General features: G+C 31.4%; 5 protein-coding genes. All 5 read left to right on the top strand.

What is annotated here, in order from left to right; translation table 11 throughout:
* Positions 1–527: 527 nt before the first annotated feature.
* The 5 genes from ACZIYX_RS13965 to ACZIYX_RS13945 all read left to right on the top strand — a co-directional run bounded on the left by ACZIYX_RS13965 (position 528) and on the right by ACZIYX_RS13945 (position 26038).
* Positions 528–8516, top strand: coding sequence for an amino acid adenylation domain-containing protein (locus ACZIYX_RS13965; RefSeq protein WP_462682865.1), 7989 nt, complete (start codon positions 528–530; stop codon positions 8514–8516).
* On the top strand, positions 8513–16480 hold the full coding sequence (locus tag ACZIYX_RS13960; protein ID WP_462682864.1) for an amino acid adenylation domain-containing protein: 7968 nt from the start codon (positions 8513–8515) through the stop codon (positions 16478–16480). The genes ACZIYX_RS13965 and ACZIYX_RS13960 overlap by 4 nt, the downstream gene beginning before the upstream one ends.
* A complete protein-coding gene (locus ACZIYX_RS13955; protein ID WP_462682863.1) occupies positions 16480–19860 on the top strand; it encodes a non-ribosomal peptide synthetase in 3381 nt (1126 codons plus the stop codon). Before ACZIYX_RS13960 ends, ACZIYX_RS13955 begins: the two co-directional genes overlap by 1 nt.
* Positions 19861–20225: 365 nt before the next feature.
* Positions 20226–21221 carry a TauD/TfdA family dioxygenase gene (locus ACZIYX_RS13950; RefSeq protein ID WP_462682862.1) on the top strand — a complete coding sequence of 332 codons (996 nt, stop codon included), beginning with the start codon at positions 20226–20228 and terminating at the stop codon, positions 21219–21221.
* Between the two features lie 92 nt (positions 21222–21313).
* Complete coding sequence (locus ACZIYX_RS13945) at positions 21314–26038, top strand: amino acid adenylation domain-containing protein (RefSeq protein WP_462682861.1); 4725 nt, start codon at positions 21314–21316, stop codon at positions 26036–26038.
* Positions 26039–26091 lie beyond the last annotated feature (53 nt).

The following is a 26091-nucleotide window of genomic DNA, read 5'->3' as shown; positions in this document are numbered from 1 at the left end:
ATACCATCTTAATTATTTAAAAAATAATCGGCTATATTTTTTAAATATCAGTAAATAATAAATTAAATAGGTGTATGAGGTCTTATTTGAGAACTTATACCATATACCTTTTTGGATTTGAAATCGCGCATATAAAATGGAATCTATTTTTTAAATATTCAAAGTAAAAAGCTTGTGCCAGATTTTATCTGGCATCAAGCATAATACCTTTAAAGAGCTAAACCGAAATATAGTTACGGTTATGTTTTTAATGAAGAACAAATGAAAAAGAAATAATTTATTAGCGTCATTTCAAAGTTAAAATGCAATTAATAATAAAGTAAGATATTTATCTAAAACTGCAGAAGGACTTATATAAATCAAATACCTTCCATAAATCTTAAAGTCAGACATTCAAATCAGACATTCAAAGTTAAATAGGTACTAGACTTCACTTATTCTCTAAAAATACATGTATAAAGGTTTTTTTAAGAGAAAACTTAATTAAACATTCAACAGACTTATCATCATTAGTAAATTTTAAACCAATGGAAAAAGTAAGGGAGTTACTTACAAGGCTAAGTAAACAACAAATTAAATTGATTCTAAATGGAGATGATTTAGAAATTGTTTCTTATGAAAATAAAATTCAAACAGATCAAATACAGGAAATAAAATCACTTAAAAGCGAAATCATTTCGTATTTAAAAAGTTTGGATAGAAATAAAACCTTATATACATCATCTATACCAAAGATTAAATCAAGACCATCCGGCTATTCGTTATCTAATGCACAGCGTAGATTATGGTTTGCAAGCCAATTTGATGAGGGTTCTGTCGCTTACAATATACCACATACCATATTTTTGGATGGAAATTATAATGTAACCTATTTCCAAAAAGCTATCCATTCGGTAATAGAACGGCATGAGATATTACGTACAGTATTTAGATTGGATAATGAAGGCGAAGTTCGACAGTATATTTTAACGGCTGAAGAGTTAAGTTTTTTGATTGATTATAAGGATTTTAGAGAAGAAGTGAACCCAGAAGAAGAAGCAAGATCCTATATTTCATTAGATTCTTCTAAACCTTTTGATTTGGCTGGAGGACCCTTATTAAGGGCAAGCCTACTTCAATTATCAAAAGATCGCTATATATTTTATTATAATACACATCATATTATTAGTGATGACTGGTCCAGGATGATTTTATCTAGTGATGTAATGACATATTATAATTCTTATGTATCTGGTGTACCTATAGATTTATTGCCACTAAGAATACAATATAAAGATTATGCTGCTTGGCAATTAGAACAGTTAAACAGCGATTTGTATCAAGAACATAAAGAGTTTTGGGTTTCAAATCTGCATGGATATACGGGACTTATAGATTTACCATCAGAGAAAAAAAGACCTCAAATAAAAACATACAACGGAAGAAAAATAGGAGCACGCATATCCCCAGAAACAACTTCAAAATTGAGAAGCTTTACCGCAGAAAACGGGGGAAGTTTATTCATGGGGTTATTGGCTGCATGGAAAGTGTTACTATATCGCTACACAAGAAATACAGATATTACTATAGGTAATCCTGTATCCGGTAGGGATCATGTAGATTTAGAAGATCAGATAGGTTTTTATGTTAATGTTTTGGCTTTACGTAATCATATCGACCCAGAAGATAGTTTTACAGCATTTTTTGAACAAATCAAAAATAATACTCTTTCTGCTTATGAACACCAAGTATATCCTTTTGATAAACTATTGGAAGATATTGATGTAGAAAGAACAACTAATAGAAATCCATTATTTGATATTTTGGTAGATTACCATGGTGTGTCTGAAACAGGTTTAAATTTAGATTATGAAGATGAAATAAGAGACTTAGGAAACTGCATGATAAAATTTGACATTGAATTTGATCCAACCGAAGTCTCAGATGGGATAGATATTTTGATAGGGTTCAATAAAGATGTTTATGAACAAGAAATGATAGAGAGATTTATTGTTCACTATAAAAAAATCATACAAGCATTATTAGAATATCCTCAAAAACCTATAAAGGAGATAAATTTTCTTAGCCAAGAAGAGGAAGATTTTTTACTTACCCCTTTTAAAACTACCACAGAGATTTACTCAAAAGAAGGTACTTTTATAGATTTGTTTTTGTCCCAAGTTTCTGTCACTCCAAACGCTACAGCGGTTATTTTTGAGGGTACTTCTGTTACCTATAAGGATTTAGACACATTAAGCAATCAACTTTCCAGATATTTACAAGACCACGGAGTAGGAAAAGAAACTCTGGTTCCGATCTGCACAGAAAACCCTATAGATATGATCCTGGGTATTTTGGGGGTTATTAAATCAGGAGGAGCATACGTTCCTTTAGACCCCAATAGTCCTCAACAACGATTAGATTTTATCATAGAAGATACAGCAGCATGTCAATTATTAACACACTCAGATTTACTAGGGTTGTTTGATGGTCATGGGGATAATTTAATGGTAACAGCCATAGATACACTTCAGGAGGTATTAAAAAGCTATTCTGGATCTCCTGCGGATATCAGACCAGTTTCAGAGCAGTTGGCCTATGTTATATATACCTCTGGTACAACAGGTGTTCCCAAGGGAGTTATGATAGAACATGGCAATCTGTTGGATTATATCAAAGGTTTGATAAGTACCATAGATATAACAGGTCCCTGCTCTTACGGTTTAATGTCCACGCCTTCTGCAGATTTGGGCAATACGGTTTTATTCGGGTCATTATCCACAGGAGGTGTTCTACACACTTTTTCCAGAGAGACATTAATGAGTGCTAATGAGTTGCACTCATATTTTGATATCCATGATGTGGATATTATTAAAATAGTTCCTTCTCACTGGTCTTCATTAAGTATGGATTCAGGTGTTTTATTGCCAGAAAGGGCAATTATATTTGGGGGAGAAGTTCTATCAGCAGATATTGTTAAAAAAATACAAGATTTAGCTTTATCGGTAAGAATTATCAATCATTATGGTCCAACCGAGACTACAATTGGCAAGTTATTGCATAAGGTTGATTTTTCCCGATCCTATAGCGAGATTCCATTAGGGAATACATTTTCTAATACAGGTATTTATATTTTGGATAATGATTGCAGGTTATTGCCTCAGGGAGTTGTAGGAGAGTTATGTATAGATGGTTCCGGTTTAGGTCGGGGTTACTTAAATCGGCAAGACTTAACATCAGAGAAATTTATAAGACACCCATTTAAGCCGGGAGAACGATTATACAAGACAGGGGATTTGGCACGATGGTTACCAGATGGCACCGTTGGATTTGTGGGAAGAAAGGACAACCAGATTAAGATACGGGGATATCGAGTAGAATTAGAAGAGATAGAATCAGTACTAAATAGTTTGTATAATATAGAGCAATCGGTTGTCTTGGCCAAAGAGGATAATAGCGGATCCAAACAATTGGTAGCCTATATTGTTTCTAAGGAGTTTGGGGATATTAACAGTATCAAGGAAGGATTGATGTTGGTGCTGGAAGAAAAGTTACCATCCTATATGGTTCCTAATATTTATGTAAAATTAGACACAATACCTCTTACATCTAATGGAAAAATAGATAGAAAAGCATTACCAGAGCCAAAAGAAAAAACGAATAGAAAGCAAGAATTTGTTGTTCCGTCCAATGATAAAGAAAAAGCATTGGTTGAGGTATGTGAGTCGGTATTAAATATTACGGGAATAGGAATGAAAGATAATTTCTATAATCTGGGAGGGGATTCTATTAAATCGATTCAGGTAGTTTCTCGATTGTGGCAAAAAGGTTATGCTTTAAAAGTTGGTAATGTTATGGAATATCCAATATTAAAAGATATGGTATCCATGATGAGTAAAGCCACCAGAATAATAGATCAATCTCAGGTAGAAGGAGAAGTTATTTTAACGCCTGTACAGCGATTTCTTTTTGAAGATTCTGGATTATCAATACCTAATCATTACAATCAGTCAGTTATTTTAAAAAGCCTGCAAGAAATTGATAGCGCTATTTTAAAGATCGTTGTGGAAGAACTAGTCAAACATCATGACGCTTTGAGAATGGTTTATAAAAAAGAAAATGATTCATGGAAACAATATAATCGTAAATATATTGACGAATGTTTTCGAATAGACTATCACGATCTTAGAGAAGAAAAAGAATCTGGTTTACAGAAAATGACAGATATATGCCAACATCTGCAATCTGGCTTTGATCTTTTTAAAGGGCCACTTTTTGTTATAGGGCATTTTAGATTATCAGACGGGGATCGTTTGGCTTTAATATGCCATCATTTGGTAATAGATGGGATTTCTTGGAGAATCTTATTAGAAGATCTGTCCTCTTTATATACACAGTATATATCTGGAGAGAAAATGGCGTTACCATTAAAAACAGATTCTTTTCAACGTTGGGGGATTTTGTTACAAGAATATGCACATAGCAAAGAAATAAAAAAAGAATATACGTATTGGGAAAATATGTTAGCTGGTTCTTTTTCAAAGTTTCCTGTGGATAAACAAGCTAAGAGTAACAAAAGAATTTTTGATAAACGCTTGTCTTTTACTCTAAGTAAGAAATTAACATCTGTAATGCAAACAAGTATTCATGATGTATATCATACAGAGATTAATGATTTATTACTTACAGGGTTAGGGCTTGCGATTAAAAATGCATTTGGTATTAACAAGAGTGTTGTTAATATGGAAGGTCATGGAAGAGAAGACATTATAGAAGATATTGATATAAGTAGAACATTAGGATGGTATACAGCTATATATCCTTTGGTATTAGAAGTTTTAGACTCGTCAGATTCAATCCTAAGCTTAATTAAAGTAAAGGATGATCTTAGAGCAATTCCTAAAAAAGGTATTGGTTATGGTATTATTAAATATCTGGGAGAAGGTTTCTCGTCAGAGATAGAACCAGCAATAATGTTTAATTATTTAGGGGATTTTGGAGATAAGATAAATACAGACCGGCAATCATCTGTATTCGAATATAGTTCAGAATATATTGGAGAAGCACTGGATAAAAATATCACAAAAAAAGAATTGTTAAATGTATCAGGAATATTAGTGTCGGGAGAATTAACAATTACCATTGCTTATTGCTCTGATGAGTATAACGAAGAAAGCATCCAAAAACTAATAGATTCTTATCAAAATAATATAGGTTATTTAATAGAAGAATTATCCTCTTCTAAGGATAGTTACCTTACCCCTTCTGATCTGTCATTTTCAGATTTAACTTTTAAAGAATTACAGGAAATAAACAAAGATGGCGGGATAGAAGATATATATAAGTTGTCTCCGGCACAGCAAGGAATGTATTATCACTGGTTATCTTCTGAGGACACATCTTTATATTTTAACCAATTATCATATCGGATAGAAGCTAAAAAACTAGATATAGATGCTATTAAAAAAGCTTACCATATTATGGTAGATCGATATGCGATTCTAAGAACAAGTTTTATGAATCATTCTTCAGATACTTTGTTACAAGTAGTAAGAAAATCGGTTCCAAGTAGTTTTACTTATGAAGAAATTCCTGAAGAAAAGAATGCAGATCAAATAGATATATGGATTAATGAGGTAAAATTAACAGACATGAAAAAAGGATTTAATTTGGAAGATCCTTCTCAGCTTCGTTTTAAAATTTTAGACCTTAAAAATGGAGAATATGAGTTTATATGGAGTCATCATCACATACTTATGGATGGATGGTGTAAGAGTATATTGATAAATGAATTTAACCAAATCTTAAATTCTATTACTAAAGAAACCAAACTTAACTTACCTCTGGGAAGTCCATATTCTGATTATATAAAGTGGCTGGATAAGATAGATCAAGAAAACACTTTAAATTATTGGAAAACGTATTTAGAAGATTATTCAAATACAGCAAAAGTTCCTTTTGCACGTTCTGAGCAATTAGATCAGGGTTATGAAGCACATAAAGAGAGTATTGAGTTTTCAGGCAGAATTTTTGAAAAAATAAACTCATTATGCAATAATGTAGAGGCTACACATAATACCTTAATACAAGTAGTGTGGGGATATTTATTATCTAAGTATAATAACACTAGAGATGTAGTATATGGTTCTGTAGTTTCTGGAAGACCAGCAGATCTGAAAGGAATAGAGGATATGATAGGATTGTTTATAAATACAATTCCGGTTAGAATAAAATACAAACAAGAAGATACCCCACAGGATTTACTAAAGAAAACCCAACAAGAAGCCATAGCAGGTCTTGAGCATCATTATACAAGTCTTGCTACAGTACAAGGAATAAGTGAATTAGGAACTTCATTGTTGGATCATATAGTAGTTTTTGAAAATTATCCTATACAAGAATGGATAGAAAATCAATTACAAACAGAATTAGATCAAAACTCTGATGCCTTAATACTGAAATCAGTAGATTTAAAGGAGCAAGCAAACTATGATTTTAGAGTAACCGTAGAAGTATCAGACACTTCTATTAAAGTGAATTTTAAGTACAATAAAAATCGATATGATAACGCATCTATTAAAAAAATAGCAGATCACTTTTATAACATAGTAGATTCGTTTGTTTCTAAACCAGATCAGTATCTAAGCAATATAAATTTTCTTAGCCAAGAAGAGGAGGATTTTTTACTTACCCCTTTTAAAACTACCACAGAGATTTACTCAAAAGAAGGTACTTTTATAGATTTGTTTTTGTCCCAAGTTTCTGTCACTCCAAACGCTACAGCGGTTATTTTTGAGGGTACTTCTGTTACCTATAAGGATTTAGACACATTAAGCAATCAACTTTCCAGATATTTACAAGACCACGGAGTAGGAAAAGAAACTCTGGTTCCGATCTGCACAGAAAACCCTATAGATATGATCCTGGGTATTTTGGGGGTTATTAAATCAGGAGGAGCATACGTTCCTTTAGACCCCAATAGTCCTCAACAACGATTAGATTTTATCATAGAAGATACAGCAGCATGTCAATTATTAACACACTCAGATTTACTAGGGTTGTTTGATGGTCATGGGGATAATTTAATGGTAACAGCCATAGATACACTTCAGGAGGTATTAAAAAGCTATTCTGGATCTCCTGCGGATATCAGACCAGTTTCAGAGCAGTTGGCCTATGTTATATATACCTCTGGTACAACAGGTGTTCCCAAGGGAGTTATGATAGAACATGGCAATCTGTTGGATTATATCAAAGGTTTGATAAGTACCATAGATATAACAGGTCCCTGCTCTTACGGTTTAATGTCCACGCCTTCTGCAGATTTGGGCAATACGGTTTTATTCGGGTCATTATCCACAGGAGGTGTTCTACACACTTTTTCCAGAGAGACATTAATGAGTGCTAATGAGTTGCACTCATATTTTGATATCCATGATGTGGATATTATTAAAATAGTTCCTTCTCACTGGTCTTCATTAAGTATGGATTCAGGTGTTTTATTGCCAGAAAGGGCAATTATATTTGGGGGAGAAGTTCTATCAGCAGATATTGTTAAAAAAATACAAGATTTAGCTTTATCGGTAAGAATTATCAATCATTATGGTCCAACCGAGACTACAATTGGCAAGTTATTGCATAAGGTTGATTTTTCCCGATCCTATAGCGAGATTCCATTAGGGAATACATTTTCTAATACAGGTATTTATATTTTGGATAATGATTGCAGGTTATTGCCTCAGGGAGTTGTAGGAGAGTTATGTATAGATGGTTCCGGTTTAGGTCGGGGTTACTTAAATCGGCAAGACTTAACATCAGAGAAATTTATAAGACACCCATTTAAGCCGGGAGAACGATTATACAAGACAGGGGATTTGGCACGATGGTTACCAGATGGCACCGTTGGATTTGTGGGAAGAAAGGACAACCAGATTAAGATACGGGGATATCGAGTAGAATTAGAAGAGATAGAATCAGTACTAAATAGTTTGTATAATATAGAGCAATCGGTTGTCTTGGCCAAAGAGGATAATAGCGGATCCAAACAATTGGTAGCCTATATTGTTTCTAAGGAGTTTGGGGATATTAACAGTATCAAGGAAGGATTGATGTTGGTGCTGGAAGAAAAGTTACCATCCTATATGGTTCCTAATATTTATGTAAAATTAGACACAATACCTCTTACATCTAATGGAAAAATAGATAGAAAAGCATTACCAGTGCCAGATACTTTAAGCAGACAAAAAGAATATATACCTCCATCTACCGAAACAGAAAAACAACTAGCAGAGATATGGCAAGAAGTATTAGGAATAGAAAAAATAGGAATTCAGGACGATTTTTTCGAATTAGGAGGCAATAGCTTAAATGCAATTAAAATTAATTCCAGAATTAAAAAGAAATTAGATCTGGATATGGAAATAAAAACCCTGTTTCTTTTCAATTCTATTGGGGATCTGGCATTTCAAATAGACTTCTCTAAAAAACAAAAAGAAATTAAATCAGATAATCAAGAACTAAAAATGATAGAATTATGATTGAGTTATTGAAAAAGATATCCAATGAAGGAATTGTAATAGATATAAACAATGGGGAATTACAATTATTCTCTTCTCAAACAAATGTAGATAGTAATCTTTTGTCAGAGATTAAAGCTCATAAAGATGAACTTATAGAATACTTGAGCAAAAACAAGGATTTGTCATTTCAGGAAAAAGAATATCAGGAAATTCCAAATTGTACAAATAGCATTAGCTATTCTCTGTCTAATGCGCAACGTAGACTATGGTTAGCAAGTCAGTTTGCATCGGGATCTAATACATTTAATATGCCAAACACTATTGTTTTGGATGGGGTATATGATGTCGATTATTTTCAGAAAGCAGTATATTCTGTTATAGAACGTCATGAGATATTGCGTACAGTCTTCAAATCAGACGATAAAGGAGATGTACAACAATATATACGGACTCCTAAGGAACTTAATTTTGGTATTGATTACCAGGATTATAGAGAAAAAGAAAACCCGGAAACAGAAGCAGGATTATATATAAAGCAAGATTCTTATAAATCATTTGATTTAACAGAAGGGCCTTTGATTAGAGCATGTTTACTCCGGTTATCCGAAACTAAATACATGTTTTATTATAACCTGCACCACATTATTAGTGATGGATGGTCTATGGAGGTTTTAGCCAGAGATGTAATGCAATATTATAAAGCTTATGTTTCTAACCAAACTCCAGAAATTCCTTTATTAAGGATACAATATAAAGATTATGCAGCATGGCAATTGGACCAATTAAAAACCAAAACATATCAAGGCCATAAAACGCATTGGCTCAATCGATTGTCAGGAGAACTTCCGGTAATAGATTTACCATCATATAAACGCAGACCTAAGATTAAAACTAATAATGGAAAACGATTAAACAGTTTTATAGCTCAAGATCTTACAGTAAAAGTAAATCAATTTATTAAAGAACACGACGGTAGCCTTTTTATGTTTATCCTGTCTGCAATAAATGTCCTTATTCATAAATATACTTCTGCAGAAGATATTATTATAGGAAGCCCTTTTGCAGGCAGGACACATCCTGATTTAGAAGATCAAATAGGTTTTTATGTAAATATATTAGCATTTCGTAACAAGGTAGACCCAAAGGAGAGTTTTATAGATTTTTATGAAAAAGTTAAAGAAATAGTTTTAAACGATTTTAGCCATCAAGAATATGCTTTTGATAAACTAATAGAAGATTTAGAATTAAAATATGATCAAAGCAGATCCCCTTTATCAGATATTTCATTTACTCTTCATAGCAGTAATCAACATGTATCTTCAAAAGATATAGACAAAGATGTACTTAATAAAATAAACAACAAAGGAGAAACAGTAAGCAAAAATGATATAGAATTTCATGCAACACAATTGGGAGATATAATTGCGTTTGATGTCATTTTTAATAAGGATGTTTATGACGAAAAAATGATGTCAAATATGATACATCATTTTAAGCAAATATTATCTGATTTATTTTCCTCCCCAAACAAACAAATCTGTGATATAAGTTATTTGACAACAGAGGAACAGTACGAAATGCTAGAAGCATTTAATTCAAATAAAGTTGCATATCCCCGGGATAAAACAATAGTGGATATATTTGTAGAACAAGCAAATAAGACACCAGATTCTATTGCAATAGTATTCCAGAAAAAGTCCCTTACCTATAAAGAGTTAGAAGAAAGATCTAATCAATTGGCAAACTGCTTGATAAATGAATACGGTATTAAAAAAGGAGACTTTGTAGGGGTACATTTAGATAGGAGCGAACAGTATATAGTTTGTTTATTAGGGATCTTAAAATCAGGTGCGGTATATGTTCCTATAGATACTGGATATCCTGCAAATCGTAAAGAGTATATTGTAGAAGATGCAAATATAAACCTGCTTATAACAGATACTAACTACATGTTTGATCTGCCTTATTTTAAAGGATCTTTATTAGCAATAGATGTAGAATTTGAAAATTCAGACTATAGCTCAGACAATAAAAATTTTACTACACCTAATGAGGTTGCGTATGTTATTTATACTTCTGGATCTACAGGGAATCCAAAAGGAGTAATGATAGAACATAAAGCAGTTTTAAATGCAGTTTTAGCACAAATAGATACTTATGATATAACAAACAATTGTAAAGCAGTACAGTTTACCTCTTTTTCTTTTGATGTTTCTATTTCTGAAATTTTTAATATTCTTTTAACCGGTTCCAGCCTATTTATAGCAACTGAAGAAATGCGTAATGACCCTGTACTGTTAGAAAAATATATAGAAGAAAATACTATTAATTTGGCGACATTACCTCCATCTTATTTTCAGGTTATGAAACCAGAAAAACTGAAAAGTTTAAATAAGCTCATTACAGGTGGAGAAGCATCCGATTATGAAAAAGTAGTTCCTTTACTATCCGATGGGTTTAATTTCTATAATTCTTACGGACCTACAGAAACAAGTATTTGTGTTACAGTGTTCAAGATGACCAATACTACTTTGTTAGGGTCTCAAGTTATTCCTATTGGTAAACCAACGCCAAATACACAAATTTTAATCCTCTCAGAAAGTTTAGAATTAATGCCAGTAGGATCTATAGGAGAAATATGTATTGGTGGATCACAACTTGCTCTTGGATATTTGAACAGGCCAGATTTAACATCTGAAAAATTTATAGAAAACCCATTTAAAAAAGGGGAGAAATTATATAGAACAGGAGATTTAGCACGTTGGCTGCCAGATGGTAATATAGAGTTTATAGGAAGAAAAGATCATCAGGTTAAAATAAGAGGGCATCGTATTGAATTAGGAGAAATTGAATTAGTAATAGATCAAAATGAAAATGTAAAACAATCTGTAGTAGTAGCAAGAGAAGATATTGGGGGGTCAAAACAATTAGTGGCCTATATAGTATCTGATACAGCATTAGATCATAGGAAAATACAAGAAGATTTAGAAGAGAAACTTCCAGAATACATGGTTCCAAAAATCTATGTTTCATTAGATAAAATGCCACTATCCCATAATGGAAAAGTGGATCGAAAAGCATTACCAATTCCTGATGAAGAATCGTATAATAAACAAGAATATATTGCGCCTACAAATGAAAAAGAAAAAGCATTAATTTCTGTTTGGGAATCTGTACTAGGGGTAAAAGGAATTAGTATTAAAGATAACTTTTATAACCTTGGTGGGGATTCTATAAAATCAATACAAATAGTTGCCAGATCCAGAGAGTATGGTTATACTCTTAAAGTAGGAGATGTTTTATCTATGCCTGTGTTAGAAAACATGGCAGATTTGATGAAAAAAGCAAGCAAAATAATAGATCAATCCGAAGTTGAAGGAGAGGTAGCATTAACACCTATACAGCATATTTTGTTTGAGCATCCATCAATATTAAATCCAAGTCATTTTAATCAATCAGTTCTGTTAAAAAGCGATGAAAACTTAAATAGTGAGTTTCTGAAATTAAGTGTAATAGAATTAGTAAAACATCATGATGTTTTACGAATGGTATATCATAAAGAAAAAGATATATGGAAACAATATAACCGTAGATATACCGAAGAGTGTTATAGAATAGATGTTCATGACCTAAGGGATGAAAAAGATAGTGTAAGGATAATGGGAGATCTTTGTCAAAATATACAATCTAATCTGGATCTTTCAAGTGGGCCTTTATTCGTTGTTGGTCATTTTAAACTATCAGATGGTGATCGCTTAGCATTGATATGTCACCACTTATTAATAGATGGAGTATCCTGGAGAATCCTACTAGAAGATTTATCTTCATTATACAAGCAATATCAGTCTGGAAAAGAAATATCTGTTCCTTTAAAAACGGATTCTTTTAAGCAATGGGCATTTTTACAACAAGAATACGCCCAAAGTAAAGAGTTAAGTAGAGAATATGATTATTGGAATAATTTACACACATCTTTAATTCCGGATTTCCCCGTAGAAAAAGGAATAAAGAATGATAAAATGCGCATGGACAAACGTGTGTCTTTTACATTAAACAAAGAATTAACATCTATAATGCAAACAAGTATTCATGATGTTTACCACACAGAAATTAATGATATATTACTTGCAGGACTTGGACTAGCATTAAAAGATACTTTTGGTATATGTAAGAGTATTGTTGAAATGGAAGGGCATGGAAGAGAAGATATCATAGAAGATATTGATATAAGTAGAACTGTAGGTTGGTTTACTTCGATCTATCCTCTGGTATTAGAAGTTTCGCAATCTCCAGAAAGATCTAAGAGTTTGATAAAAGTAAAAGATGACCTTCGCAAAATCCCTAATAAAGGCATCGGTTATGGAATCATAAAACATATCAAAAAAGGATTTTCTTCAGATCTTACACCTTCAATTCAATTTAATTATTTAGGAGAATTTAATAAAAAAATATCCGAAGATAAAGAAACAAATGAGGCAATATTTGAATATGGCTCAGAATATATAGGAGAAGCAATAGATCCAGAAAACATCATGGATGCCTTAATTGGCGTATCAGGATCCGTAAGTTCAGGAGAGTTAAGTATGGCTGTTTCGTACAGATCAGACATGTATGATGATAAAACCATGCAAACTTTGATTGAAGCTTATAAAAATAATTTAACTATATTAATAAAAGAACTGTCACTTGTAAATGAAAGCTATCTTACCCTATCCGATTTAACATATTCAGATTTAACATTTGAAGAACTACAGGATTTAAACGCTGATGATTTATTAGAGGATGTGTATCAACTTTCTTCTGCGCAACAAGGAATGTACTATCATTGGTTCTCCTCAGAAAATTCTTATTTTGAGCAAGCATCCTATAAAGTAAAAGGAGCAGGTCTTAACATGGCATATTTTAAAGAGGCTTATGATACTCTGGTAGATCGTTATGCCATATTAAGAACAAGTTTTACCAACCAATATGCAGATACTATATTACAAGTAGTTAAAAAAATAGTTCCTAGTGGTTTTACTTACATCGAAGCTCCGGAGCATATTGAATCAAATAATATACAGAGTTGGGTAGAAAAAATGAAATCTGAGGATAGAGATAAAGGATTTAATTTGGAAGAACCTTCTCAGATGCGATTAACTATATTAGGCTTAGGTAATCAAGAATATGAATTTATTTGGAGTCATCATCATATTTTGATGGATGGATGGTGTACAAGTATACTGATCAATGATTTTTATAGAATCCTGCAATCTATAGAAAAAGGAGTACAACCAAATCTCCCTGTAGTTAATCCTTATTCCGATTATATAAAATGGTTAGATAAACTAGATTATGAAGATACTTTAGTATATTGGAAAAATTATCTGTTTGAATACAACAGTACAGCAAAAGTGCCTTATGAGTATTCTAAACGTTCCATACAGAATTATGATTTTCATAATGAAACGATACAATTAACAGGAGATGTTTATGAAAAAATAAATGTGCTATGTAATGAGCTAGGAGTAACTCATAATACATTTATACAAGTGGTTTGGGGATATTTGTTGTCCAGATATAATAATACTCAAGATGTAGTATTTGGGTCAGTAGTTTCTGGTAGACCAGCAGACTTAAATGGAGCAGAAGAAATGGTCGGGCTGTTTTTAAATACCATACCAGTTAGGATACGCTACTCAGGAAAAGATACACCAAAAAACGTATTAGTAAATATCCAAAAAGAAGCAATAGCTAGTCTTCCGCATCATTATACAAGTTTATCATCTGTGCAGGCTCAAAGTGAATTAGGAATGTCTTTATTGGATCATATAATGATTTTTGAGAATTACCCGATACAAGAGTTAATAGAAGAACAATTGGAAGAAAAATCAGACCAGGGATCCAGTACTTTAGAGTTTGAGTCTGTAGATATTAACGGCAGAACTAATTATGACTTTAATATTGCGGTAGCTATATCTGAAACTTATCTTAAAGTGCATTTTCAATATAATAAAAATAGATATGAAGAAGTATCGATCAAGAAATTAGCAACTCATTTTTTAAACATAGTACAGTCTTTTATAGAACAACCTGATCAATATCTAAAAGAAATTAATTATTTAACAAAAGAAGAAGAAAATGAATTACTGCATGTTTTTAACCCAAAAAAGGTAGAGTATCCTATAGATAAAACGATTGTAGATATATTTAATGAACAGGTAAATAAAACTCCAGATGCAATTGCAGTTGTATTTGAAGAAGAAATATTAACATATACACAATTGGATGTTAAATCCAATCAATTAGCACGTTATTTACAAAGAAAAGGAGTTAAAAGAGAAGATTTGATAGGTATTTGTCTGGACAAATCTTTAGAAATGATAGTAGCTGTATTAGCAGTTCTAAAATCAGGAGGAACATATATCCCTATAGATCCTGATTATCCAGAAGAGCGCATCAATTATATTATAGAAGATAGTAGTATCTCCTTTTTTATTACAAAGCAAAATTATAATTACTTTGTAAAAGACAATTATTTTACAGAAACTATTCTCATTGACAAAGATTATTTTGCAATAAGTAAAGAATCTACAGAAAAAATAGATTGTAATTTATCTTCAGAACAAGCTGTTTATGTAATATATACATCCGGATCAACAGGAAAACCAAAAGGAGTTGTAGTTTCTCATTCTGGGTTATTAAACATAGCACTTTCATGGGAAAAAGAATATGAGCTTGATAATCAAACCAGTTTATTACAAATGGCAAGCTTTTCTTTTGATGTTTTCTCAGGTGATTTATGTAGAGGGATACTTTTTGGAGGTAAAATAGTACTATGTCCACCAAAGATAAAACTTGATCTTGTGGCTCTTTACAAAATAATATCTAAATGGAATATTAATATAGTAGAAATGACCCCGGCTCTTGCCATAGAGTTAATGGATTATATCTATGAAAATGACTTGGATATTTCTTGGATGAAAATTTTAATTCTGGGATCAGATATACTTCAAACTTCAGATTATCAAAGGTTAGTTAGCCGTTTTGGAAAAAGCATGCGAATTATTAATAGTTATGGCACAACAGAAACCACTATAGATAGCTCTTGTTTTGAAACCAATTCACCAGATGTTCTTAATGATTTACCCTACGTACCTATTGGTAAACCAATGCAGAACACTAGCTTTTATGTTCTGGATATATATCAAAAACCCTTACCGGCAGGAGTAGAGGGAGAGCTTTATATTAGTGGAGCAGGATTAGCAAAAGGATATTTGAATCAAGAAATTTTAACAGCACAAAAATTTGTAGAAAATCCCTTCAACAAAGAAGAACGCATCTATAAAACAGGGGATTTTGCACGATGGTTGCCAGATGGGAACATGGATTTTATAGGAAGAAAAGATCATCAGGTTAAAGTAAGGGGATATCGGGTAGAATTAGGCGAAATAGAATCTGTATTAGAAGAAATAAAAGAAATTAGAAAAGCAGTAGTCATAACAAAAGAGAATAGTAGGGGCATACACCAATTGGTAGCATATACTATTCTGGATAAACCTATAGACAGTCTGACAATACAGCAAAAACTAAGAAAAAACCTTCCTGAATATATGATTCCAAGGATATATATACCCTTGGATGCAATGCCAATAACAGTAAATGGTAAAATAGACAGAAAAGCATTATCAGCGATAAATCCAGATAATAACCAAGAGTATGTAGAACCATCTAGTGAAACAGAAATTAAATTGGGACAAATCTGGAAAGAAGTATTAAAAACAGAAAAAATAGGGGTAACAGATAACTTTTTTGAGCTAGGAGGAAATAGTATAAGTGCTATCAAGATCATTCTTGGGATAAGAAGAGAATTAGATGTAGAAATAGATATTAAAAGTTTATTCGAGTTTAATACCATTGCTGATTTAGCATTGCATATAGATTTTTCTGTTCAACAAGAACAACTAATATCAAGAGGTAAAATCATAAAACAAATAATGTAATGAAAGATATACTAAACAAAATTTCGGAAGGAGGTCTTGTATTAGACGTAAAAGATGGAGAATTACAGATATTTTCCACCAAAGAAAAAATAAATGATGATTTGGTTTTTGAGATAAAAAGCAAAAAAAAAGAACTTATAGCATATCTTCTTAAACATAAAAAATCATCGATTCAGAATAAAAAGTATGAGGAAATACCCAGGTTTGATAAAAAAGATAGTTACCCTGTTTCTAATTCCCAGCTAAGATTATGGTTAGCAAGCCAAACTGAAGAAGGTTCTATAGCATATAATATGCCTAATTCTGTCACTCTGGATGGAACACATGATGTTGCATGTTTTCAAAAAGCAATACACTCTGTAATAGAACGTCACGAAATATTACGCACTGTATTTAGAGTAGATAATAATGGAGAAGTGAGACAACATGTTCTTTCTTCGGAAGAGTTAGGTTTTAAGATAATTTTTAAGGATTTCAGTAAAGAAAAAGATCAAAAATCTACTTGGAAAGAATATGTGAAATTAGATTCGTATAAACTATTTGATTTGGAAAACGGACCCCTTTTGCGAGCAGGATTACTAAAATTAGCAAAAGATCAATTTGTTTTTTATTATAACATGCACCATATTATTAGTGATGAATGGTCTATGAAAGTTTTGGTGCAGGATGTGATGAAGTGCTATGAAGCTCATTTATCCGAAACCTCTTCAGGTTTATTACCGTTAAAAATCAATTATAAAGATTATACACTTTGGCAATTAGAAGAACAAAGTAAACCAGCCTTTCAAGAACATAAAAACTATTGGATTTCTCAATTCACAGAAGAAGTAGAAATAGTAGATCTGCCATCCCAAAAGAAAAGACCAACAAATAGAAGTTATAATGGCAAAGGTGTTTGCACCCAACTTTCTGTAGAAGAAACCTTGAAATTAAAAAACTTTACTAAAGAAAGAGAAGGGAGTTTATTTTCAGGATTATTTGCCGCCTGGAATGTTTTATTATATCGATACACAGGACAAACAGATTTAACTATAGGCAATCCGGTAGGAGGTAGAGATCATCCGGATTTAGAAAATCAAATAGGGTATTATCTTCATACATTAGCATTAAGGAATAAAATTGATCCAGAGCAAACTTTCGAAAAAATATACGATCAAATAAAGACAAATATCCTTGAAGCATATAAGCATCAAACATACCCATTTGATAAACTCATAGAAGATTTAAGTATAAAAAGAGACCCTGGCAGAAACCCTTTGTTTGATATATTGGTAGACTACCACGGTGTTTCAGAAACAAGTAAAAATTTTAAACAAGATAAAGAAATACAAGATCTTGGTAATGGTGTGGTAAAATTTGATTTGGAACTACATCTTACAGAAGTAGACCAGGAAGTAAATATTATGGTTAACTATAATCAGGATATATATGAACAGGAGATGATAGAACGCTTGTTGATCCATTATAAAAAGATAATAAAAGCGCTATTAGAAGAATCAGAAAAAAGTATAAGTACAATCAACTTTTTAACAATAGAAGAACAACAACAATTATTGTATAAATTTAATGACACCAAAGACCACAGTAAGGATAAAAGTAAAAGCATTATAGACCTGTTTGTAAAAAAAGCAAAAGAGATACCCCATGAAATAGCAGTAGTATATGAGAACACGACCATTACGTATCAGGAATTAGACGAAAGATCTAATCAATTGGCAAATTGTTTGATAGATGAATATAAGATCACAAAAGGAGATTTTGTAGGAATACATTTGGATAGAAGCGAATCGTATATTATATCTGTTTTAGGAATTTTAAAAGCAGGCGGGGTGTATGTACCAATAGACACCAATTACCCCAGAGAACGTAAAAAGTATATTGTAGAAAATGCAAGTATCAGCTTATTGTTATCAGACACTTCTTATATGTTGGATATCGATTATTATGATGGAGCACTATTAGCAATCGATGTAAATTTTGACCAAACTTTGTATAGTAAAGAAAATACATTTTTTGGACTACCCGATGACTTAGCGTATGTGATTTATACATCCGGATCTACAGGTAATCCAAAAGGAGTAATGATTGAACATCACTCGTTGGTGAACTATATAGAGTGGTGCAGTACAAACTACTTAAAAGAAACCCTTTCTAATTATAATTTTGGGTTATTTACATCACCTTCTTTCGATTTAACAATAACAAGCATTTTTCTTCCATTGGTAAAAGGAGGTGTTTTAAAAGTATTCAATGAAAATTTAAACATATCAGAACTGCTTAAAGAATATTTGACAAGTGATATTTCCTGTATTAAGATTACTCCATCCCATATTAATTTGCTAAAAGAACTGAAAATTAAAAACTCTAACCTTGAGTTAGTTATAGTTGGGGGGGAAGAGTTGAAAAAAAACCATATTAAAATATTACAACAGATAAATCCGGATATAAAAATCTATAATGAATATGGGCCAACAGAAACTACAGTTGGGTGTGTTGTCTGTAAAATTGAAAACTCAGAAGCCCCCATACATATAGGTAAACCTATTAGTAATACAAATATCTGTATACTGGATAGCTCCGGACAGTTAGTGCCATTAGGAGTAATAGGAGAAATTTGTATAGGAGGGGAAGGAGTATCCAAAGGCTACTTAAACCAATTAGAACTTACCCAAGAAAAATTTATAAAACATCCTTATGATCAAAAAGAACGATTATATAAAACAGGAGATATGGGATGTTGGCTGCCAGATGGAAATATCGATTTTAAAGGAAGAAAAGATGATCAGGTAAAGATCAGGGGATATCGTATAGAATTACAAGAAATCGAGACTACATTAAATCAATTAGACTATATAGAACAATCCATTGTTTTGGTAAAAAAAGATAATAACGATTATGAACAATTAGTAGCGTATGTGGTATGCAATGAAGAAATAGATTTTATGTCATTACAAAGGGAATTAGAAAAAAAACTTCCTGAGTATATGGTTCCTAAAATATATGTCCCAATTGATAAAATACCACTAACACATAATGGTAAAATTAACCGTAAAATATTACCAACTCCAAATGATAGTGGTTATAACCAGAAAAAAGTTGTAGAACCATCCAATGATACCGAAAGAAAACTGGTGACAGTATGGCAAGATATTTTAGAACTTGAAAAAGTAAGCGTTTTGGATGATTTTTTCGATTTGGGAGGGCACTCTTTATTAGCGGTAAAGTTATCTTTTGCAATAACAAAAGCATGTAATGTAAAATTTGAAATTAATACAATATTCAAATACCCAACGCTTCAAGCACAAGCACAATTTATAGATATTATTACAACAAATAGTGATAAGAAAGAATCTGTAGATCAGGAAGTATTACATATATAAAATTAAATCTTTCTGCCATAAATATTATGAACACAAAAATAATATTTATTTAATCCCACATTGAGAGAGTTAATTCCCCCCGAGGCTTACCTCAAAAACAAGATGTATTTTAAAGAAATAAACCTTATAAACTTGTTCTGATGTTATTGGTTTGCTATATAGCTTTTCAGGCTTTTTTGATCCCAAGAAAGTTTTGGCTTTACGTTAATTTACTACATAACCTTTCATCACTTATAAGTAAACAATCAATCTTATATCGCTCTTATTTAATACATAAGTATTCTTGGCTAAGAAAGTAGTGTTTTTTATAGAGAGATGTTTTTAAGATACCCTTAAACTAACTATGTATAATTTAAAAAGATATAATGGAAAAAGAAATAGTAAAGCACAATGAAATAGAAATGATTTCTAATAGTGCAAAAGGAGAATGTTCTATATTAGAAGTAAAAGAAAAACAGGATTTTCCTTTTATAAAAGAGGCTGATACAGGTAATACTAACCTAAACGATTGGATTTTTAATAATAAATCTGAATTTGATAGTAAGCTTTGTAAACATGGAGCAATATTATTTCGTGGTTTTAATATAAATACAATCGCAAAGTTTGAAGAGATAAGTAAATTGTTTGAGACAAACTCATTAGAATATGCATTTAGATCCTCACCAAGGTTTTCTGTAGGTAAAAATGTATATACCAGTACGAGTTATCCAAAAGATTTTAGTATCAATATGCATAGCGAAGCATCGTATATGCCAAATGGACACCCAAGTTATATCATATTTTGTTGTATCCATCCTGCCACAGAAAGAGGAGAAACACCAATAGCAGACAATCGATTAGTGTTGAGCTATTTAAGCAAAGAAACCAAAGCAAAATTTTTAGAAAAAGGAGTTAAGTATATAAGAAATCTAAATAAAAACATAGGTCTGTCATGGCAAGAGGTATTTCAGTCTAATGACAAAGATTATGTAGAATCAGAATGTAACAGAACAGGTATGCAGTTTAGATGGAAAAGCGAAGATGATTTAGAATTAACATGGGTTAAAAAAGCTATTTGGGAGCATCCGCAAACAGAAGAACTTATCTGGTTTAACCATGCTTCTTTCTTTAATAAGTATACCTTGGAAAAAGACTATTATGGTTCTGTTGAAAATGAAAACCAACTTCCTAATAACACATTTTATGGCGACGGGACAGAAATAACGAAACAAGAAATCGAAGAAATTATAAACGCATATAAAAAATCCACTATAGAATTTCCCTGGAAAAAAGGAGATGTTCTGTTTCTGGATAATATGCTAAGCTCACATGGAAGAAATCCATACGAAGGAAATAGAAAAATAGTTACTTCCCTATTCTAATAGAATACTCTTTTATTGAAAAAAATAATTTTAAATAACAAGCTTTTAAGACAAAGATTTGACTCATAATATAAATTTATAAACCAACCATCATGATGCAGAATAATATTAAGCCAATAGAAATTGTTTATGCAGCACAATTAAAAGGAATTAATTTGTTTGTTGATAATGGTAAACTCGCAATAAAGAAAGATAAAAGCACTGTATTGTCTCCAGATCTCATAAGTATGATTGAAGAAAACAGAACAGAGCTTATAGATTTTTTAGAAAAGGAAGTGCAATCTTCCTCAAAATTGGATTTTGCAGACATAAAAAAGATTCCAGAATCAGATAGCTATAAGATTTCTAATGCGCAACGTAGATTATGGTTGGTAAGTCAATTAGAAGAAGCCTCTATTGCATGTAATATACCAAGTACTATTGTTCTTGACAATATATATGATGTTTCCTGTTTTCAAAAAGCGATACATGCAGTTATAGAGAGACATGAAATATTGAGGACCGTATTTAAAGTAAATAGTTCAGGAGAAATAAGGCAATTTGTCTTAACCCCAAAAGAATTGAATTTTTCTATTGATAATAAGGATTGTAGAGGAAAAAACGCAGAGTTTGTCGCAGAGGAATATATTAAAAATGATTCATACAAACCATTTGATCTGGAACAAGGACCTTTGTTACGGGTTTGTTTACTTCAGCTATCACAAGATCAATATATATTTTATTATAATCTGCATCATATTATTAGTGATGGGTGGTCAGCAGATGTTTTGTCAAGAGACATTATGCAATATTATAAAGCGTATGTATCTGGTGTTTCTCCAGATATTTCACCTTTACGAATACAGTACAAGGATTATACTGTTTGGCAATTAGATCAATTAAATAGTGATGTTCAAAAAAAGCACAAAGATTATTGGATAAAAAGGCTATCGGGAGAGCTGCCTATAATTGATTTGCCTTCTTATAAACCCCGCCCTAAGATTAAAACATACAAGGGTAAATGTTTAGGAGGCTATTTATCTAAAGATGTAACACATAGATTAGAGGAGTTTATCAAAAAAAACGAAAGTAATCTATTTATGTTTATGTTATCTGCTATCAATATTCTTGTACATAAATATACTTCTGCCGAAGATATTATTATAGGAAGTCCCTTTGCTGGTAGAACGCATCCTGATTTAGAAGACCAAATAGGGTTTTATGTCAATATTTTGGCTTTTCGAAATTCTATAGATCCAACAGATAGTTTTATAGAATACTACCAAAAAATCAAAAAAAATATATTAGAAGACTTTAGACATCAGGAATATGCTTTTGATAGATTGGTAGAAGATTTAGAAATAAAATATGATAAAAGTAGAACAGCTCTTTTCGATATTTCCTGGGAACTCCACAATAGTATAGAAAAGACTACCTGTGTAAAAGATCATTTGCTAGACGAGATTAAAGACAGAGGGGCTGCTATTTGTAAAAATGATATAGAATTTCATGCCACACAATTAGGAGATGTAATTGCCATAGATGTTATTTATAATACAGATATATATGATAAGGATATGGTATCGAATATGATACAACATTTTAAGCAATTAATATTTAATCTATTATCCTCTCCAAAAGCAGCATTAAGTACTATTGAATATTTGACCAAAAAAGACCGTCATAAAGTATTAGAAGTATTTAATACTACAAACGTAGAATATCCATTGGATAAAACAGTTGTGGATTTATTTGCAGAACAAGCAAATAATACTCCAGAGACAATTGCAGTAGTATTTGAAAAAAAATCTCTTACATATCGAGAATTAGAAGAAAAATCTAATCAGCTCGCAAATTGTTTAATCACAAAATATAATATTAAAAACGAAGATTTTATTGGCGTTCATTTAGATAAAAGTGAGCAGTATATCATTTGTCTCCTGGCAATTTTAAAGGCAGGAGCAGTATATGTACCTATAGATATAAATTACCCGTCAAATCGTAAACAATACATACTAAATGATGCCAGTATTAAGGTTTTGATATCTAACAAATCATATATTTCAGATATAGAATGTTTTAATGGCTCACTTTTAAGCATAGACACAGCGTTTGAAACAGAACAATATAGTTTAGATCATATAAACTTTGCCCAACCAGATGATTTGGCGTATGTGATATATACTTCAGGATCTACAGGCAACCCAAAAGGAGTAATGATTGAGCATAAAGCTGTTTTAAATGCAATTTTAACACATATCGATGTCTTTAATATCACCCAAAACCTTAGAATATTACAATTCATGTCCTTTTCTTTTGATGTTTCTATTTCTGAAATTTTTAATACTTTATTATCAGGCTCCAGTCTTTTTATGGCGAATAAAGAAGTACGAAATGATCCCTTTTTATTAGGACAATATATTCAAGAAAATACAATTGATGTAGTAACATTACCAGCTTCTTTTTTTCATATAATGAAATCAGAAAGCTTTAAAAATGTAAAAACGCTTATAACAGGAGGAGAAACATCTGATTATAAAAAAGTTATGTCCTGTTTGCGTTATGGCGGGACATATTACAATGCTTATGGACCAACAGAAACAAGTATTTGCACTTCTGTTTTTAAAATGATAAATACAACAGTAATAGATTCTAAGAATATTCCTATAGGAACACCTTTGGCAAACACACAATTTTTGGTACTTTCCAAGGACATGCAATTAATGCCCGTAGGAGCTATAGGAGAACTATGCATAGGTGGGGTACAGCTTGCCCGAGGATATTTGAATCGTCCGAATTTAACATTAGATAAATTTATAGACAACCCTTTTAAAGATGGAGAAAAATTGTACAAGACAGGGGATTTGGCACGTTGGCTGCCAGATGGTAATATAGAATTTATAGGAAGAAAGGATCATCAAGTTAAAATACGCGGGTATCGTATAGAATTAGGTGAGATAGAATCAGCTATAGAACAATTTCAAGGTATAGAACAATCGGTTGTGGTTGTTAAAGAGGATATAAATAAATCAAAACAACTAGTGGCTTATATAGTTGGGGATAAAGAACTGGATTTTGTTGAGGTACAACGAGCCGTAGAAGAAAAGTTGCCAGAATATATGGTTCCTAAAATATACGTCCCAATAAAAAAAATACCATTAACAAACAATGGAAAAATAGATAATGAAGCACTGCCAAATCCAGATCAAAATTCTTATAACAAAAAAGAATATGTTAAACCAGTTACCAAAGAAGAAAAAGAATTAGCAATCATTTGGGAATCTGTATTAGGAATAAAAGAAATAGGATGTAAAGATAACTTTTATGATTTAGGAGGAAACTCTATAAAAGCTATACAATTAATGAGCCTTTTAAAAAAGGAAGGATATGATCTGAATATTAGGGACAGCATAGAGAATCCAATATTAGAAAATATGGCTGAAACAATCCAAAAAACACAAATAAAAGAGGATACATTACTGAACCTTCCAGAATTAAAAATACAAATAAAAGAGCTTAATGATATCACTCATCAAAAGACTGCTAAAAAAATATTCCCAGCAGATGGATATAATTTAGTTTCAGAAAATCAAAAATATTTTATAAAAAAACCTTCTGCAATAATATCGTCAAATACAATATTGATACCTGATTTTTCTGAAAACAATTTTGAAGAGAAATTCCGTAACCTTCTGACTTTGTATCCGTCATTGATGGTAGACTTTGAAAAAAGAGAGTTTGAAGAGTATATTTCACAAAGACAAATATCAAAAAATAACGTAAAGTTAGATATAAATATTGTAAGAGAATTTATTTCAGAAGATTTAATAAAGATAGAGGAAAAGGCAAACTCTTTTCTGAAAAAACCATTCAATTATTTTAATCAAACACCATTAATTCGTGTTTTTATAGTAGTAGACAAAAATAATTCAGATACTGCTTATTTACGTTTTTGTGTAGCACATGCCCTTATAGATCTTGACACTTTTGGAGATTTGCTTGAAAATTTAAGAGATAATTTAGAACAACCAAAAATAAAAGAAACTACTATTTCTAACCATTCTTTTGCTTTATGGCAAAGAAATTTTTTAAGCTCAAAAAGTGGCGTTATACAAAGAGAATGGTGGATGGATTATCTTAAAAAGCTTTATCTAACAGACAATAGAGCACTTATAAAAAAAGAGCCGGTAGAATATATTGTACAGCGTATAACGATAGTCGGGGAACAATTCGAAACAATAAATAAGATAGTAAAAAAAATAGGGCTGCCTGTTACTGCATTGTTTTTGGGAGCTCACCAAAGCCTATTAGAAAAATTAGAGGATTCTTATATGCAAATAATAGCAGTAAATGGAAAAGAAGAATCTTATGAAGAAATTGACATAACAAAAGTATCAGGAGTTACTACTAATTTCTTGCCCTTGCCAATAATTTCATCTACAGGTAGCTCTTTCAAAAAACACATTTATGATGTGTATGAACAATACATTAAAGTTAGGGTACACCAAAAAATACCATACGAAATCATTAGAAAGGATTTTTCAGACTTAACAAACATTGACATTGACAATCATATTAAAGGGTATTTTAATTTTAGTTTTCAAAAAAACAGAGAGATAGAAGAAAACCTTTCAAATCAAAGAACATTAGTTAGTTCTGAAAAATTTCAATGGGATGATTTTTATGGATTAGGACTGGTGTGTGTAGTATTTAAAAATGGAATATCATTACGATTAATATGCCAAAAAAAGATGTACAAAAATAATCAACATAATCTTTGCTTGAGTTCTTTTATAGATCAAATAATTCTTAGACATAACGATTCAATATTCGTGTAACAAACATTTTAAGGGAATCTGCATTTTGTGGATAAAAAATAATATAAAAATAA

The organism is Aquimarina sp., from assembly GCF_977115655.1.
Note: the sequence above shows the minus strand (reverse complement) of the source record. Positions and strands in the feature narration are given on the sequence as shown.

Excerpts from the sequence above, each read along its gene's own strand:
- ACZIYX_RS13965 (WP_462682865.1), top strand. The coding sequence starts at position 528 with ATGGAAAAAGTAAGGGAGTTACTTACAAGGCTAAGTAAACAACAAATT.
- ACZIYX_RS13960 (WP_462682864.1), top strand. The coding sequence starts at position 8,513 with ATGATTGAGTTATTGAAAAAGATATCCAATGAAGGAATTGTAATAGAT.
- ACZIYX_RS13955 (WP_462682863.1), top strand. The coding sequence starts at position 16,480 with ATGAAAGATATACTAAACAAAATTTCGGAAGGAGGTCTTGTATTAGAC.
- ACZIYX_RS13950 (WP_462682862.1), top strand. The coding sequence starts at position 20,226 with ATGGAAAAAGAAATAGTAAAGCACAATGAAATAGAAATGATTTCTAAT.
- ACZIYX_RS13945 (WP_462682861.1), top strand. The coding sequence starts at position 21,314 with ATGATGCAGAATAATATTAAGCCAATAGAAATTGTTTATGCAGCACAA.